The organism is Nitrospira sp. M1, assembly GCF_965152605.1.
Genome location: NZ_OZ224217.1, coordinates 2,525,011 through 2,540,589, shown reverse-complemented (window position 1 = coordinate 2,540,589; position 15,579 = coordinate 2,525,011). Strand labels below are relative to the sequence as shown.

Annotated in this window: 13 protein-coding genes; 11 read left to right on the top strand and 2 right to left on the bottom strand. The window is 44.6% G+C overall.

Features of this window, described 5'->3' with window-relative positions:
- Positions 1-9: 9 nt before the first annotated feature.
- The 10 genes from ACWHX8_RS11615 to ACWHX8_RS11570 all read left to right on the top strand — a co-directional run bounded on the left by ACWHX8_RS11615 (position 10) and on the right by ACWHX8_RS11570 (position 13,982).
- Positions 10-792, top strand: coding sequence for an SDR family NAD(P)-dependent oxidoreductase (locus ACWHX8_RS11615; protein ID WP_447968289.1), 783 nt, complete (start codon positions 10-12; stop codon positions 790-792).
- Entirely contained in the window at positions 785-1,597 is an 813-nt protein-coding gene (locus tag ACWHX8_RS11610; protein WP_447968288.1) for a transketolase, read from the top strand. The genes ACWHX8_RS11615 and ACWHX8_RS11610 overlap by 8 nt, the downstream gene beginning before the upstream one ends.
- Positions 1,594-2,556, top strand: a complete 963-nt coding sequence (locus ACWHX8_RS11605; protein WP_447968287.1) for a transketolase family protein — start codon at positions 1,594-1,596, stop codon at positions 2,554-2,556. Before ACWHX8_RS11610 ends, ACWHX8_RS11605 begins: the two co-directional genes overlap by 4 nt.
- The gene (locus tag ACWHX8_RS11600) at positions 2,553-3,239 is read left to right on the top strand and encodes a class I SAM-dependent methyltransferase (protein ID WP_447968286.1); all 687 of its coding nucleotides are present in this window, start codon (positions 2,553-2,555) and stop codon (positions 3,237-3,239) included. The genes ACWHX8_RS11605 and ACWHX8_RS11600 overlap by 4 nt, the downstream gene beginning before the upstream one ends.
- A gap of 38 nt (positions 3,240-3,277) precedes the next feature.
- Positions 3,278-3,937, top strand: coding sequence for a class I SAM-dependent methyltransferase (locus ACWHX8_RS11595; RefSeq protein WP_447968285.1), 660 nt, complete (start codon positions 3,278-3,280; stop codon positions 3,935-3,937).
- A gap of 155 nt (positions 3,938-4,092) precedes the next feature.
- The gene (locus ACWHX8_RS11590) at positions 4,093-5,103 is read left to right on the top strand and encodes a GDP-mannose 4,6-dehydratase (RefSeq protein WP_447968284.1); all 1,011 of its coding nucleotides are present in this window, start codon (positions 4,093-4,095) and stop codon (positions 5,101-5,103) included.
- Positions 5,104-5,204: 101 nt separating this feature from the next.
- Complete coding sequence (locus ACWHX8_RS11585; protein WP_447968283.1) at positions 5,205-6,284, top strand: zinc-binding dehydrogenase; 1,080 nt, start codon at positions 5,205-5,207, stop codon at positions 6,282-6,284.
- 37 nt (positions 6,285-6,321) lie between these two features.
- Entirely contained in the window at positions 6,322-8,799 is a 2,478-nt protein-coding gene (locus tag ACWHX8_RS11580) for a glycosyltransferase (protein ID WP_447968282.1), read from the top strand.
- A gap of 37 nt (positions 8,800-8,836) precedes the next feature.
- Positions 8,837-13,060 carry a glycosyltransferase gene (locus ACWHX8_RS11575; RefSeq protein ID WP_447968281.1) on the top strand — a complete coding sequence of 1,408 codons (4,224 nt, stop codon included), beginning with the start codon at positions 8,837-8,839 and terminating at the stop codon, positions 13,058-13,060.
- Between the two features lie 160 nt (positions 13,061-13,220).
- A complete protein-coding gene (locus ACWHX8_RS11570) occupies positions 13,221-13,982 on the top strand; it encodes an SDR family oxidoreductase (RefSeq protein ID WP_447968280.1) in 762 nt (253 codons plus the stop codon).
- 375 nt (positions 13,983-14,357) lie between these two features.
- Here ACWHX8_RS11570 and ACWHX8_RS11565 read toward each other — a convergent pair whose 3' ends face one another.
- On the bottom strand, positions 14,358-14,522 hold the full coding sequence (locus ACWHX8_RS11565; RefSeq protein WP_447968279.1) for a hypothetical protein: 165 nt from the start codon (positions 14,520-14,522) through the stop codon (positions 14,358-14,360).
- 35 nt (positions 14,523-14,557) lie between these two features.
- The gene (locus ACWHX8_RS11560; protein WP_447968278.1) at positions 14,558-14,968 is read right to left on the bottom strand and encodes an FkbM family methyltransferase; all 411 of its coding nucleotides are present in this window, start codon (positions 14,966-14,968) and stop codon (positions 14,558-14,560) included.
- A 227-nt stretch (positions 14,969-15,195) separates the two neighbouring features.
- Here ACWHX8_RS11560 and ACWHX8_RS11555 point away from each other — a divergent pair, with 227 nt between their 5' ends.
- Positions 15,196-15,360, top strand: coding sequence for an integrase core domain-containing protein (locus tag ACWHX8_RS11555; protein WP_447968277.1), 165 nt, complete (start codon positions 15,196-15,198; stop codon positions 15,358-15,360).
- Positions 15,361-15,579 lie beyond the last annotated feature (219 nt).

Below are 15,579 nucleotides of genomic sequence, written 5' to 3'. Positions count from 1 at the left end.
ATGGTTGAAATGGAACTAGGTCTCACAGGAAAACGTGCCTTAGTGACTGGGGCTGGGCGAGGGTTAGGATGCGAAATTGCTCAGTCATTGGCTCGTGAAGGCGCAACCGTTGCGGGAGTGTCAAGAACTGTAAGTGATCTTGAGAAATTGCAGACAACTCTTGATGGCTACGGGAATGGGCATCTTATTCATGCACTGGACCTTGCTCATGAAGATGGCCCAACGACTCTTTTGAAGGTTTTGAAGGAACGGGATTTTTATCCGATCGATATTATTGTTCATAATCTTGGTGGCACACTCGAAGTTTCTGATCCATTCTGCAATCTGAGCGATTGGCGTCGAGTCTTTCGTCTCAATCTTGAAGTCGCGATAGAGCTCAATCTCTTGTTCATGCCTAAGATGCGGGAACAAGGTTGGGGGAGGGTTGTGTTGATAGGGTCGATTTCAGGTGAAGAGAATCATGGGCCGATTCCATACTGTAGTGTGAAAGCTGCTCTTTCGGCTTATGGCCGAAGTCTTGGCCGTGTTGTGGCGCCTGATGGAGTTGTGGTCACCACTGTTTTGCCTGGTGCAGTCTTTACTGACGGAGGTTATTGGGATCTGGCCTCGAAAGAGCGACCAGAACACGTCAAGAACTATCTTTCGTCCAGGATGGCCATCGGTCGATTCGGTAGGCCTAGTGAGATTGGCAATGTTGTAACATTTTTGTGTTCTGAACATGCATCATTTTGTATCGGGTCGGTCATTCCTGTCGATGGAGGGCAAGGAAGGAGTTATTTCGCCCATGATTAGTTTGCCAATGTTAGGCAATGAAGAGAAACGAGTTTCAAATAGAGATTTGCGAACGCAGATAGTGGAGATGGTCTACAAAGGGCGGGATGGGCACATCCCGAGCGCCTTCTCTATTGTCGATCTTATTCAGACACTCTATGCGAATTTTCTTAAGTTTGATGCCAGTGATCCAGATGGGGATGAACGTGACTATTTTATCTTGAGCAAGGGGCACGGTTGTTTGGCGTTATACGTGGTTCTTCGACGATTTGGATTTCTTCAGGATCACGATCTCGATATGTTCTGTCGACCTGGAGGAATTTTGGGCGAGCATCCAGATTGTACAAAAGTGCCTGGGGTGGAAGCCTCGACCGGATCATTGGGACATGGGTTGCCCTTCGCAGTGGGCATCGCCACAGGCTTGCAATTGCGGTCAATGGCAAATCGTGTCGTCGTGTTAGTTGGTGATGGAGAATGTCATGAAGGAACCGTGTGGGAAGCTGCGAATGTTGCCAATAATCTTCAATTGGGAAACTTGTGTGTCATTGTTGATTGGAATCAGTCTGCTGCGCAGCTAATGTCACGAGATGACTTACCAGCGAAGTGGAAGGCGTTTGGCTGGGATACGTATGTCATCGATGGACATACAGATGACCTAATGAACACGCTCAGGAATATACCTTTCAGTCATCACGGTCAACCAACTGCCATACTTGCCAGAACGATAAAAGGGAAAGGGGTTTCTTTCTTAGAGGGACACGGAAAGTGGCACCATCGTATTCCCAATCATACGGAGTATCAGGCGATATTGGAGGAATTACGATGAGTGCTGTAACGGTACGTCAGCAGTTTGCGGAAACGATGCATGCAGTTGGTCGAAGCGATAAGTCTCTCGTGGTGTTAGTGGGTGATATCAGTCATTCTATTTTGCAACCGTTTGCGAAAGAATGTCCTGGGCGATACTTCAATGTAGGTATTTGTGAGCCTACCATGATGAGTATGGCAGCAGGAATGTCAAAGCTTGGATTCTTTCCCGTTATCCATACAATTGCACCTTTTCTGATCGAGCGAGCATTCGAACAAATTAAACTAGACTTTTGTTATCACCAGTTAGGCGGAAATATCATCACGGTAGGCAGTGCATTTGATTATGCCAATCTAGGATGTACCCATCACTGTTATGGGGACTTTGCTCTACTCAAAACTCTGCCGGATGTCCAGCTGACGTATCCTGGAAGCGCCGATGAGTTTGATTCGCTTTTTCGCCAGAGTTACGCAAATAATCGACTGACCTACTTTCGCTTACCTGGTCGTGACCATGGCCAACAATTTCGTCATGAGCAAATCGTACTTGGCAAGGGGATTCGTGTGTGTACGGGAAGCAATTTGACCTTAATTGCTACGGGGCCTCAGCTTAAGAACACGTTGGAAGCAAAAGCGTTATTGCAAGAGGCTGGGTGGCATGCAGATGTGCTGTATTTTCATACCTGGCGACCGCTTGACAAAGAAATGATTCGTGTAAGCGTCAGGAAGACTGGACGGGTTGTTGTAATTGAAGAACATATGCGCAGTGGTGGGTTGGGTGATGAGGTGCTTAGAACGTTAGCGGGGCAAGAAAGGTTTGAGTTTTCTTCTTTAGCTATTCCAGATCAATATGTTACCGGATATGGGTCGTATGATAATCATTGTGAGCATTTGGGTTTAACGCCAAAAGGAATTTGTGCTCGTGTGCTTGATGAATTCGGTACAAGGCAAATTTTAAAAGGAAAGCGGAAATTAGCATGACGGTACAGACCAAAGAATCTCAAAATCAAACTCAGATTGAGTCCTATCTTCGAGATGGGGGGGTGTGCTTGGGGCCGTGGACGAGTCATATTTGGCGAGATGATCCTCGGCATTTAGGGTTTCTTCTCGCACGTTATAAATTTTGCGCGAAGATGTTGATTGGACGAAAGCATGCGTTGGAAGTGGGATGCGGAGATGCCTTTGGTCTTCCGGTAGTACTCCAAACAGTTAACTCAGTTCATGGGATCGATTTTGAGCCACTGGTAATCGACGATGCGCAAAAAAGACTCGATGATGCCTTGTTACAAAGGATCACGTTGAGTGTGCATGATATGACAGAGGGTCCGCTTGAAGGTTCATTTGATGCAGCCTATTCTTTAGATGTGATTGAACATATCCCAACAGATATTGAACCACGATTTATGGATCATCTGTGCCAATCGTTGACGCCACATTCCGTCTGTATTATCGGTACACCAAATATTGAGGCTCATCGCTTTGCCAGCCCATTGACTGCAGAAGGTCATATTAACTTGAAAAGTGCCGAAAGCCTTCGAGCGCTCATGGAAAAACATTTTCATCACGTTCTAATGTTTTCCATGAATGACGAAGTGGTTCATACAGGGTTTTCTCCTATGGCACATTACTTATTGGCTGTAGGTCTTGAACGGATTAGGCCCTAGTGCATTTGTCTTCACAGAAAAGAGAAAAGGATATGTAAATGACAGAGATTAACCTTCTCGATAAATACCCTTGCTCGAAACGGCCTATCGAAGAACGGGGCGCCTTAATAACCGATGTACATCGGAAGATTGCTAGAAAGTTTGATAAGGAATACTTTGACGGCGATCGACTTTATGGATACGGGGGGTATTCCTATCATCCGCACTTTTGGCAGGAAACAGTCAAGCGATTTGCTGAATTCTATGGACTGACGAATGAGTCAAGTGTCTTGGATGTTGGTTGTGCCAAAGGGTATATGCTTCATGACTTTAAGGAACTGCTTCCTGGTTTGACCGTTACTGGTGTGGATGTCTCAACGTATGCTCTCGAGCATAGCATTGAATCCGTGAAGCCGTATCTTCAGCTCGGCAATGCAAAGGAACTGCCTTTTCCAGATAACTCCTTTGATTTAGTGATTTCTATCAACACGGTTCACAATCTCAATCTTGTGGATTGCAGGCAAGCGTTGAAGGAAATTCAACGAGTCTCGAAAGGCCTTGCGTTTGTGACGATGGATGCTTGGAGAACGGAAGAGGAACGAGAACGCCTATTAAAATGGAATCTGACGGCCTTAACGTATATGGACGTTCAAGAATGGAAAAAAGTTTTTGAAGAGGTAACCTATACAGGTGATTATTATTGGTTTATCGCGGCATAGGAACGTATTGAGAGCGTGAGGAGGCTTGGAACGAGAGTCGTGAATCACCATATGGTTCACTCATTGAAAACAGCTCAAACGTATGGCTCGCAATGTAAATGGGATTAAAAAACGATCAAGATACAAGTGTACCTTTTACCACTCGTAGGTGAACTATGAAAGCACTCATTACTGGGATTACAGGACAAGATGGGTCATATCTAGCTGAGCTCTTGCTTGAAAAAGGGTATGAGGTACATGGCATTGTTCGACGGGTCGCGATGGAAGATCCGGACCGGCGTTTATGGAGGATACGACACATAAAGAATGACTTGCACTTGCATGCCGCTTCCTTGGAGAGCTTGCCAAGTCTATATCGAGTCTTTAAAGAGGTGGTGCCTGATGAATGCTACCATTTGGCCGCACAAAGTTTTGTGACCTATTCCTTTGAAGATGAGTTCTCTACGTTACATGCCAATATTAATGGGACCCATCATGTCTTATCTGCCCTGAGGGATTGCGCGCCAGATTGTCACTTTTACTTCGCGGCCTCCAGTGAAATGTTTGGAAAGGTCGCATGTGTCCCTCAAGATGAGTTGACCGTATTCCACCCACGATCGTCCTACGGTATTTCCAAGGTGTCTGGGTACCATCTCACTCAGAACTATCGTGAAGCGTATGGGGTCCGAGCATCGTGCGGTATTTTATACAATCATGAGTCACCACGCCGTGGGTTTGAATTTGTAACAAGAAAAATTTCCTATCATGCGGCGGCAATCAAGCTAGGCCTGAAAGATCAGTTACAACTTGGGAATCTTGAAGCCCTCAGAGACTGGGGGCATGCGCGTGAATATGTGACAGCCATGTGGATGATGTTGCAGCAAGACAATCCCGACGATTATGTGATTTCCACAGGAGAGCAGCATTCGGTGAGAGAGTTTGCTGAGGAAGCCTTTTCCCATCTTGGCTTGGCCTATCAGGACTATGTCGTGAGTGATCCCCAATTTTACCGACCAGCTGAAGTTGAAACGCTCTTAGGTAATGCGACAAAAGCCAAAGAACGATTAGGGTGGATACCTCAGGTCAAGTTTCAGGATTTGGTGCAAGAAATGGTGGAAACCGATTTGGAATTACTGGAGAAGGGGGACATAAATTTTGCAAGAGCTAAAACCTTGAGTGCGGTCTAAATAGATAGTCTTCTTTTCGTATCCTGTCTTTGCACGCGGTGATGTGTGGAAGGATCGTTCGTCGAAATTGTCTGCCTATAAAGAAAGAGCCGTATTCTGATATGCCCAAAATGATTACAACAACTCAGGCTGCTGTGCTCTTTGATCCCCACACACCACTTTCTCTTCTTACCCTTTCACTGCCAATTCTAAAACCCGAGCAACTTTTAGTACAAATTGCCTATAGCGGAGTTTGTCGTACGCAACTGTTAGAGATGCAAGGGATGAAAGGACCAGATCGATTTCTTCCCCATACGCTTGGGCATGAAGGGTCAGGGGTTGTTCTTGACATTGGATCAGCGGTCAAGAAGGTCAAGCCTGGCGACCATGTGGTCTTATCATGGATCAAGGGGGCGGGAGGGGAGGTAGCCGCAACGCAATATGAGAGTGAAAAGGGATGGATAAATTCTGGCGCCATTAGTACGTTCATGACGCATACAGTGACCTGCGAGAATCGGGTCAGTCAAATTCCCAATACGATGCCCTTACGTGAGGCGGCCTTGTTGGGATGTGCCGTCCCCACTGGCGCCGGCATACTTTTCAATACAGTTCGCATGCAGCCAGGCAGTAGTGTGGCTGTCTTTGGGCTTGGAGGAATTGGACTCAGTGCAGTGATGGCTGCCCGTTGTATGAAAGCCAAAAGCATTATCGCAGTAGATATCTATGATCACAAACTTGAACACGCTCGTAACATTGGTGCTACGCATACAATCAATGTACGAATATCTGATGTAAAAAAAGAGATCTTAAGCATGACCAATGGTCGCGGTGTCGACTATGCGATTGAGGCCGTCGGAAGTCGAGAGGCGATGGAAAACGCATTCAGTGCAGTGCGGTTGAATGGGGGACTATGTGTGTTGGCGGGCAATGTATCTCATGGAGAGACCATCTCAATCGACCCGTTTGATTTGATCAAAGGGAAGCGGCTGATTGGCACGTGGGGAGGAGAAACGCTCCTTGAACGGGACGTTCGCCTCTATATCGAAAAATATCTTAGTGGTGATCTTCCCTTGGGGCAACTCATTACTCACGAGCATCCGTTAGAAGAAATCAATCAGGTGGTTCAGGCTATGGAATCTGGCGATGTCGGTCGGGCATTAATCAAGATGGGTCAGGCCGACCCACTAGCTCGAACTAACTAAGGCAGCTGTGATTTTGTGAACCAGTGGAAAAAAGAAAATGGCTAGTCCTTCAATATCAGTCTTGATGCCTAACTACAATCATGCCCAGTATCTTGAAAAGGCATTACAGAGTATTCTTGCTCAAAGTTTTCAACCAATGGAAATTATCGTTGTGGACGATTGTTCCACCGACAATAGTTGGGAAATGATTCAGGAAATTGCAAGTAGGTATTCTATTCTACGTGTAGTTCGTAACGACCAGAATCATGGAGCCGTATTTTCTGTTGGGAGAGCTTTGTCTTTAGCAACTGGGGATTATGTGTATTGTCTTTCAGCCGATGATATGGTTTTCTCAGGATTTTTCGAAAAGTCTATACTTCTTCTTGAACAGCATCCAGAAGCTGGTTTATGTACCTCAGATCCTGTGACATTTGAGAGTCAATCTAATGAGGTAATCCGATCCTTTTTAAGTTGGAGTAGTGAGCCCACATTTTTTACATCCGATCGGTTACCTGATGTTCTTCATGGCGATCATATTTCGTGTCATGCGTCTTTAGTCAGGCGTATGGTGTTGCAAGAGGCTGGGGGTTTTCTTTCAGAATTGAAATGGCATTGTGATTGGTTCGCGTTATTGGTTGTGGCTTTTAGATATGGAATTTGTTATCTGCCAGAACCTTTAGCTGGTATACGAATACAGCGAGACGGGTATTCTTCTTCCGGGAGGAGAGATCCAACACAACAATATGAAGTCCTTCGCCATGTCATACAATTATTAAAGACTTCTACGTATAATGATGTTCTGCCCTATTTCGTTCGCAGCAAAGTGATGAGTCACTTTGGTGATGACATCGTTCATGCAGTGCTGGAATCGCCTGAGCATTGGGATATGCAGACCTTGATGTTGATTCATTGCCCGCTTTGGCAATGGAATCGGTATGTTCAGGGCGAGACGCTGAGTGCAGCAACACTCGAACGGTATTCGAGGCACGCAAAGAATGTTGACTCATCTAGTAACTGCTCTGATCCAGCTATTGCACAAGCGATTTTGTCTGCGACTGTGCCGTTTTGTGTTGAATTGGTTCGAGAACATCCCGACCAGGTTGAAACGCATTTGGCTTTAGCATTTGCCCATGCAGCATTAGGTGATGACTCCCGCGCTGTAGAATTCCTGAATAAATCAATCTCTCGTTTTCCCACCAATATGAATGTGCGTTATGCCTTGGCAATGATGTATGAACGTACAGGTCAGCTTAAGAGAGCTATGCAAACCTTAGAGATGGTTGTCGAAATTGACTCTTCTCATGTGCGTGCTCAAGAGAGGCTGAAGGACTTGGAAAAGGTTGGTCTCCACGCAACGAACACCTGTTCAATTTCCAAGAGCGTTGAGCAACCATTAGACCATGCGATGCAACAAGGGGCGCTGAGCAAAAATGTAGGTGCTGGACAGATGAGACGTCCAAAGTTTTCGATAGTCACTCCGACTTATAATTGCGGTTCATTGATTCGCGATTGTATAGAAAGTGTCTTGCAACAAAATTACGAGAATTTCGAGCATATCGTCGTGGATGGTGGTTCAACAGATAATACTATCGAAATCCTTAAGGAATACCCACATGTGAAGTGGATTTCTGAGCCAGACAATGGAGAAATCGAAGCATTGAATAAGGCTCTGCGAATGGCTACTGGAGATATTTTTGGCTGGCTTAATGCGGATGATTGTTATGTCGAGGGAGCATTGCTTCGGGCAGCCAAAGAATTACGTTCTGCTGATGGCCAGCATGTAGTGTATGGGAAAACTATTTTTATCAATGACGCGAAAGAAGCAACGCATTGGGTGATGCCGATGGCACCCATCAATATGGTGACGCTAACAAGATGGTTTAAACTTAATCTGTTTCAACCTTCAATTTTCTTCTCTCGAGTGTTATTGAAAGACGTTGGGTTCTTTAATGAACACCTCTGTTACGGAGCTGACTACCAGTATTGGTTCAGGATTGCAATGAAAGGGTATAAGTTTCATTTTGTTGACCAGGCGTTTTCCAAATCGATGATTTATCGGTCGGGAGGTAAGACGGAAACGCCTTATGCGGTAAAAGCCAAAGAATGGTGGGACATTTGTATGGCTTTTCTCCCATGCTTAGAAGTTGGAGAGCAAATTCATTTCTTTAAGGATTTTTATACCTTTCGATTGACCCACGCTGCTGACTATTACAAGGGAGAAGTTATTGATTTTTCCGATTGTAAGGAAAGTGTCATAGGTTTTATGCTCGCCTTTCGTGAATGTAAACGAGTCGATCCAGGTTTTTTCTATAAGATTTTAAGCAGTAGACTGCAAAACTCTTCGCAAGATTCCCTTCTCATTACAGCGAATCTCCTTGGACTGTATGCTGAAAACCTTTTTCAGCATAATCAGTGTGTTGAGGCTCAACAGGCTTTTGAATGGGCATTAGCCCTAGAATCGAAAGATCCAGCTGTACGAAGTCAGTTTGGCGCATTGCCATTGGTCTGCAGAGGGAACGCTGACACGGTCGCATAAACGTAAGGTGACTTAAGATGTTTTTACGAGTTAGCCAATGAAAAAGATACTGATTTTTTGGCCATTTAATGCGTTGGGTGCACGGACGGGGGCGCATCAAGTTCAACTTGCTGATTTGATGGCGCTTTTGAACTTAGGGTATGAGATCACATTATTTGCTTCAGATTTATTTGGAGACCCTGATACGGGTTGGCATGTTGACGATGTGAGAAAGTTTGAAGAGGCATGTCACATTAAAATTCATCTTGCGCAAGCCAATTCAGTTGAGAAACTATTCCTGCTCAATCAACAAGTATATCATCCAGATACGTGGGATATGTATCAAACTCCTTGGCTCTTGAGAGAGTTTCACAATGTCTTTTTGGAGGTCAAGCCGGATCTTGTGCTTATCTATTACGCATGGTGGGGGCAGCTTGCTGTGGGTGATGCGTATAAGTCGGCGACTCGTATACTCAGAAGTGTCGACTTGCTAGAAATCAATGGGCATTTAAGCAAAAAAGTCTCACCATTCTTAAAAGAGCCGGTTATACCTGAAGATGTCGATCCTTCGGTAATTGATGAAGCGTTCTATGATGAATTGTGGAATCATTCTTACGAAAACGAGTCCAAGGAAATGAAGGTTTATAACGCGTACGATGGAGTTGTTACGATTACAGAATCAGATGCTCGTATCATTCGGACGCACTCGACATGCAGGGCCGTACGTACTGTTCCGACCGCATGCGCCCTTCAACATATAAAAAATTCCTATGATGGATTACCGTTGTTTGTGGGGTCCAATAATCCGCTCAATCTCCAAGGGTATGTATATTTTGTCAGGAAAGTATTGCCTCGGGTGTTAGGGAAGATTCCTGGATTTCGATTACGCGTGGTTGGTGGATTTTCAGAGAAGGTAGAAAGGGTTCAAGGAGTCGAGTTGTCAGGCTATGTACCCGATTTAAAACCTCTGTATGCAGCCAGTCGATTCACGGTTTGTCCCATGCTGGGAGGAACAGGGAGTCAAATAAAAATACTCGAGTCGATGGCGCATGGTGTTCCGGTTATTGCCATGAAAGCGGTCGCAAGTGCATCGCCTATCGAACATGGTGTGAATGGGTTTGTTGCTAATGATGCAAAGGAATTTGCTCAATATGCGATTCAATTATCTATGGATTCTGCTTTGTGTCGAAAGCTTGGAGAGGCTGCACGGCAAACTATCGCTGAGCAGCTTTCAATGGAGCAGTCTGTAGAGCGATGGAGAGAAGCCCTATCAGCTGCTCAAGAAAAAGTAACGAGAAGGACCGAACCACAGGCCATTTCTCTGAAATCTCAAACCCCTAAAAAGGTCAATGCTATGTCCTCACTACGAGAGTCAGCACTTTCACGCCCTAAGATTTCCGTTGTAACTCCAACGATGAATTGTGCTCAGTATATTCGTGGCTGTATTGAAAGCGTCCTCGCACAAAATTATGAAAACTTTGAGCATATTATCGTCGATGGAGCTTCAACAGACGAAACGGTTGAGATACTCAAAGAATACCCCCATCTCAAATGGGTGTCCGAAGCAGATAACGGAGAAGCTGAAGCATTGAATAAGGCGCTTGCGATGGCAGACGGTGACATCATTTCCTGGCTCAATGCCGATGATAATTATTTTGGTCATGATGTGTTTCGAATTGTCGCATCAGAAATGAATTCTCATGAAGGTCGGCATCTTGTCTACGGAAAAACTCTCTTGACGGATGAACCGCAAGCCATCGCGTGGTTGCAGATTCCTAGAGTGCCAATCACATTGCCCATATTAATGAGATGGTTTGACCTGATAGAGCTCTATCAACCGTCGATGTTTTATTCAAAAGAACTTATACACACAATAGGGAAATACCGAGAAGATTTATTTTTCTCCATCGACTACGAATTCTGGCTCCGGATTGCCGCCCAAGGGTATTCATTCCATTATGTCGATCATGTGCTCTCACAATCACGATTATTTCGTGAGAGTGGAAAGTCAGCGCTGCCGCGAAAGGAACAAGAAGAAAGCTGGACACAGACAGCGACTGCTTTTCAACATCATCTGAGCGAAGTCGAGCGAATCCATTTTTGGAAAGACTACTATCACTATCAGTTACCATACTTGAAGCAATCCAATGAACCGATTACCCTACCTGACGATGAATGGGCGCAAATTGGACTGGCGCTTGTGCTTCGCGGTTGTGGGGTGGGGTTAGAAGTTGTGAAACTGCTTGAGCAAACGACGACGCAATCTCCACAATGTTCTGATGCGTATTGGTTGCTAGGTGACGAATTATTGCGCGGAACGAAAGACTATGATCGTGCAAAACCTATTTTAGTACAAGCTCAAGCACTTACCTGTCGCAAGCAACAAGAGGCTGTGAAGATGCAGGCTTCTTCAAGCATAAATTCGGATTGCTTGATACGTGAGGTACAACCTGCAATGAAGGCAAATGTAGAGAAGGAGCCGGTTTCTCGTACATCTATAAACGAAAAGCACGACCCAAGCAGGCAAGAGCGGCCTCTTCGAGTGTTATTTCAAAATCGACCGAATGCCGTGTCTCATCCTGGTGGAGATACATTAGTGATGAACAAGCTCAAAAATGGTCTTGAGCAATTAGGTATTCAGGTCGATATTGCATTGGGACAATCAACATTAACAAGCTACGATCTTGTTCATTTATTCAACTTTGCCACGCCAGAATATACAGAGCATTGTGCAAGAGAAGCCCTGCAAGCAGGGATTCCTTTTGTGGTCACAACTCTGTTTGAAGATTGGCCACGATTTCTTTCAAAGTGTTCTGCGTCGATTGATGTGTTTAGGCAGTATTTTGAAAATGGGTTTGATGAAGAACAATTTGCTTTAAATCTGAATCAGATTCGAGGGCTACCTTCAGTTCCACCTTCTGAGAATTCCTTTGTTGCTCAGCATGCGTCCTGCCTCTTCGCCAGCGGCGAAGTAGAACGTCGCCGATTGCTTGAAATTTATCCTGAGAGTAAGCGTGTTGAAGTCGTGAAGTTTGGGATGGACCATCTCAATGCTGATGTTGGTCCAGAATTGTTTTTCGAAAAAAATCAAGTGAAAGATTATGTTTTATGCGTTGGTCGGCTTGAGACGAGGAAGAACCAATTGATGCTCTTGAAGGCGTTACAAGATGAGCAGGTTCCGATGGTATTTGTTACCGGCGGGGTCAAGTATCAAGCTGAATATGATGACATGTGTCGTCGATTCCCACGAAAGGCTCCTACGATATTCGTTGATCGTTTGTCAGATGATATGCTGGCATCGTGTTATCGGGGTGCAAAAGTATTTTGTCTCCCAAGTTGGTATGAATTGCCTGGAATTGTGACAATAGAGGCCGCTCGTTTTGGTTGTGCCGTTGCTGCTACGTCTTGGGGGACGCTCAAAGACTATCTTCCATACGGTGTACATTATTGTGAGCCTGATGACCCAAATAGTATTCGAGAGGCTGTACTTCAAGCGATAAGCGTTCTACCTTCTGCGCATCTTCAGACAGATGCTTTGCAGTATACCTGGAGTCGGACGGTCAATCAGCTTGTAGGTTTGTACCACGATATTCTTAAGAAACCTAAAGAATCATCGATTCAAAATGTTCCCACTTCCCATCCTACGTCTTATTCTCCTCAACCTGATCCTTCTGAATTCGAAACAGAGCTAAAAGATGCAAAAGACGCCCTTGCACAGGGGGAAATTGATAAAGCCAAAATGTATCTTGAACAGCTTTTTCAAAGTCATCCGACTCATTCAGAAGGATGGCTAGTATCTGGGGTCCTATCTATGCAGCAACAGAGCTATCAGGAAGCGGTCCATGCTTTTAGTAAGGCTTTACGCTTTGGAGGAGATGATCGAAAATGCCGCCTCGGGCTTGCTATGGCTTATCAGGGACAAACAGCAGATGAGAAGGCAAAAGCAGTATTGCTTGAGGTGCTGCGTGCATACCCCGATGATGAAGAGGCCATTCATTGGCTGATTCGTGCTTGTACGGCTCTAGATGATTGGGAAGAACTCGAGCGTTCACTCTCGTACTACGTTCAGCGAAATCCTGCCAACAATTCTGTCCGATTTGCGTTAGCGAGTGTGCAAATGAAACTTAAAAAAGTTCAAGATGCACAGGCTCATATGCAAACACTACAGGTTCTTAGCCCAAATCTTGAAGGGTTAGATGAACTGAAGAAAGTGCTCGGAGGTTTTGACATAGATCATATTTCTGCAAGTAGCCAACGAAAGTCAGCTTTGATAGCAAGATGATTATTGCTAAGCAATATTCACTATCTAACGTGCCTTACCATTATGGAGTTTAATCTTGAAGGTGCAGGACTTGTAGGTTTTGGCTTGTCGTGAGTAGTGGCCCAAATTGTTTTTTTCGGTTTTTGAATATGAGTTACTTTGAATCTAGCAGGAGTATCTTGTGTACCCAGAGTTGAAATCTAAAGTGGTGTTGGTGACTGGTGGGAGTTCAGGTATTGGAAGAGCTGCGGCGCTGGCTTTTTCCAAGGCAGGCGCCAAGGTAATTGTCGCTGCAAGAAGAGTGGAAGAAGGGAACGAAACCGCTTCAATGATTCGTGAGGCAGGTGGGGAAGCTAATTTTGTAAAAACGAATGTCTCTAAAGTATCAGATGTCGAAGCCTTAGTCAGTAAGTGTCTTGCCCTATATGGGGAGTTGAACTATGCCTTTAACAATGCGGGTACCGAGGGGACACCCTTTATCGCTACTATAGATTATGATGAACAAGTCTGGGATCGTGTTATGGCAGTCAATCTCAAAGGGCTGTTTCTCTGTATGAAATATGAGATTGCGGCAATGTGCAAACAAGGGAATGGTTCCATCGTAAACATGTCGTCGATTGCGGGTTTAAAAGGGGGTCGAACGGGAGTGGCATATCATGCGAGTAAACATGGAATTATTGGGCTGACTAAAGCGTCAGCTGTCGAGTACGCAGAACAAGGGATACGCATTAATGCCGTGTGTCCAGCGATTATTAGTACTCCAATGACAACACGGGTAGTCTCTCATGATAAATCTCTTAGTGGAAAGATGGCAGAGTTGTGTCCAATTGGAAGGGTAGGAACTCCTGAAGAAGTAGCGGCTGCGGTTCTGTGGTTATGCTCTGATCAATCTTCATTTATCACAGGGCACGCACTACCTATTGATGGTGGTCGTCTTGCTTAGGCAAGGGGATTCAACAGGACTAGATTTGTGGTAGCCTCTTAGTATTATCCAAAAGTTGTTTGAGAATACATAAAGCATTAACGAAGTCTCTATTGTATCGCCCGCAATTAATCAGATTGGCTTTTTTGAAAAAAATATTCTGAAGTATATTTGAATTTACTGGAAAGACTCGTGTATTTCAACGACACATGACTCTTTATGAGTTTTAGTCACGGATAAGGGTAGGATATGATTAGGAGGAAATTTTGGCAGTTTATATGTATTGTGAATGGAAAGAACATTTGTATGGAAAGGTATCTCAGATAACAATTGATCATCTATGAAGGAAAATATTTTTTCTTTTAAGTTTTGATTCGAAGAATCTACAATGTGTTGCTATGCATAAGGATAGGGCCCAAGAAATTTCGTAATATAAACTAAATAAAGGGTGTACCCTATATCTCTAAGAATATTGAAATATTGAGGGATGGGGAAATCTGTTTTACCCACACCAACTTCAAAGAAGATGATAGGCTTGTGTTGCTTTAACACTTTTTGCATTCCGATAATGACACGGTCCTCTGCTCCCTCTACATCTATCTTGACAAAGTCTGGCGCGACTTCAAGCTCTTCACAAATAAATAATCTAAAGATATTGTCCTGACATTAAATTTTCGGATCATTGTTCCAAGACGATCTGAATTTGCAAGTTCAATGCAAATTGTTGATGCCTGGTCGTGCAGTTCATTACTGCCAGAGAACAATATATCCTGACCGATTGCGTCATTCACAGCATAGGAGAAAGGGAATGTGTTGCTGCTAGAGCAATGTATCGCGACATTTTCAAGTTGCGGATATAGGTCGGGATGAGGCTCAAAGCTATACATCCTTCCTTTTCCCTCTACAATTCCAGAGAAACGTCTAGCATAATTTCCCTTATGTCCACCAACGTCAAGGACCGTGTTGCCTGCAGAGATGAGCTTTTCAAAAAGCTTAAAATGGTCCATGGAAGTCTTAAGGTCGGAACCTATTGAGTGAGAGTCGAATGTTACTGAGAGTCAGAGAACTACAGAGAGTTTTAACTCAGAAGATTCTTGTAATCTTTATAAAATAGTACTATTGATTGGAATTGAGTCAAGCTTATGAAGGACCCTATTTACACCCTTGCTGGACTGGCTCTTCAATTTTCGAACCGCGAGGCAGATGAGTTTCTGGAATAACTTCTGACGGACTTGTGAATGTTCTCCAGCAGGTGCGGATCGAGTCCTCACGACCTGGAAAGTCGACGGCCAACGCATGTATCAAATCGTTCAATGGGACGTTTCGTCGGAAATGCCTCAACGTGCAATGCTGCATCGCGCTGGATGAAGCGAAACAACGAATTGCAATTGGGCGGTAGGAGTCTAACGCGAGTCGGCCTCACTGCGCTCTTCAGGACTAAACGCCGGACGAATTTGCCAGACAGTGTATTGAGAATCATGAGTAACCGAATAATGGGGCAGGTCAATGCTGCAAAGAATATCATTCATAATTGAATTTGAATCGTTGTCTTGATACCGAAAAGTACGCCGATGTATGTCTCTCTGAATTAAAGAATCGAACAAGAATGACCGACAAC

Excerpts from the sequence above, each read along its gene's own strand:
- ACWHX8_RS11615 (WP_447968289.1), top strand. The coding sequence starts at position 10 with ATGGAACTAGGTCTCACAGGAAAACGTGCCTTAGTGACTGGGGCTGGG.
- ACWHX8_RS11610 (WP_447968288.1), top strand. The coding sequence starts at position 785 with ATGATTAGTTTGCCAATGTTAGGCAATGAAGAGAAACGAGTTTCAAAT.
- ACWHX8_RS11605 (WP_447968287.1), top strand. The coding sequence starts at position 1,594 with ATGAGTGCTGTAACGGTACGTCAGCAGTTTGCGGAAACGATGCATGCA.
- ACWHX8_RS11600 (WP_447968286.1), top strand. The coding sequence starts at position 2,553 with ATGACGGTACAGACCAAAGAATCTCAAAATCAAACTCAGATTGAGTCC.
- ACWHX8_RS11595 (WP_447968285.1), top strand. The coding sequence starts at position 3,278 with ATGACAGAGATTAACCTTCTCGATAAATACCCTTGCTCGAAACGGCCT.
- ACWHX8_RS11590 (WP_447968284.1), top strand. The coding sequence starts at position 4,093 with ATGAAAGCACTCATTACTGGGATTACAGGACAAGATGGGTCATATCTA.
- ACWHX8_RS11585 (WP_447968283.1), top strand. The coding sequence starts at position 5,205 with ATGCCCAAAATGATTACAACAACTCAGGCTGCTGTGCTCTTTGATCCC.
- ACWHX8_RS11580 (WP_447968282.1), top strand. The coding sequence starts at position 6,322 with ATGGCTAGTCCTTCAATATCAGTCTTGATGCCTAACTACAATCATGCC.
- ACWHX8_RS11575 (WP_447968281.1), top strand. The coding sequence starts at position 8,837 with ATGAAAAAGATACTGATTTTTTGGCCATTTAATGCGTTGGGTGCACGG.
- ACWHX8_RS11565 (WP_447968279.1), bottom strand. The coding sequence starts at position 14,522 with ATGCAAAAAGTGTTAAAGCAACACAAGCCTATCATCTTCTTTGAAGTT.
- ACWHX8_RS11560 (WP_447968278.1), bottom strand. The coding sequence starts at position 14,968 with ATGGACCATTTTAAGCTTTTTGAAAAGCTCATCTCTGCAGGCAACACG.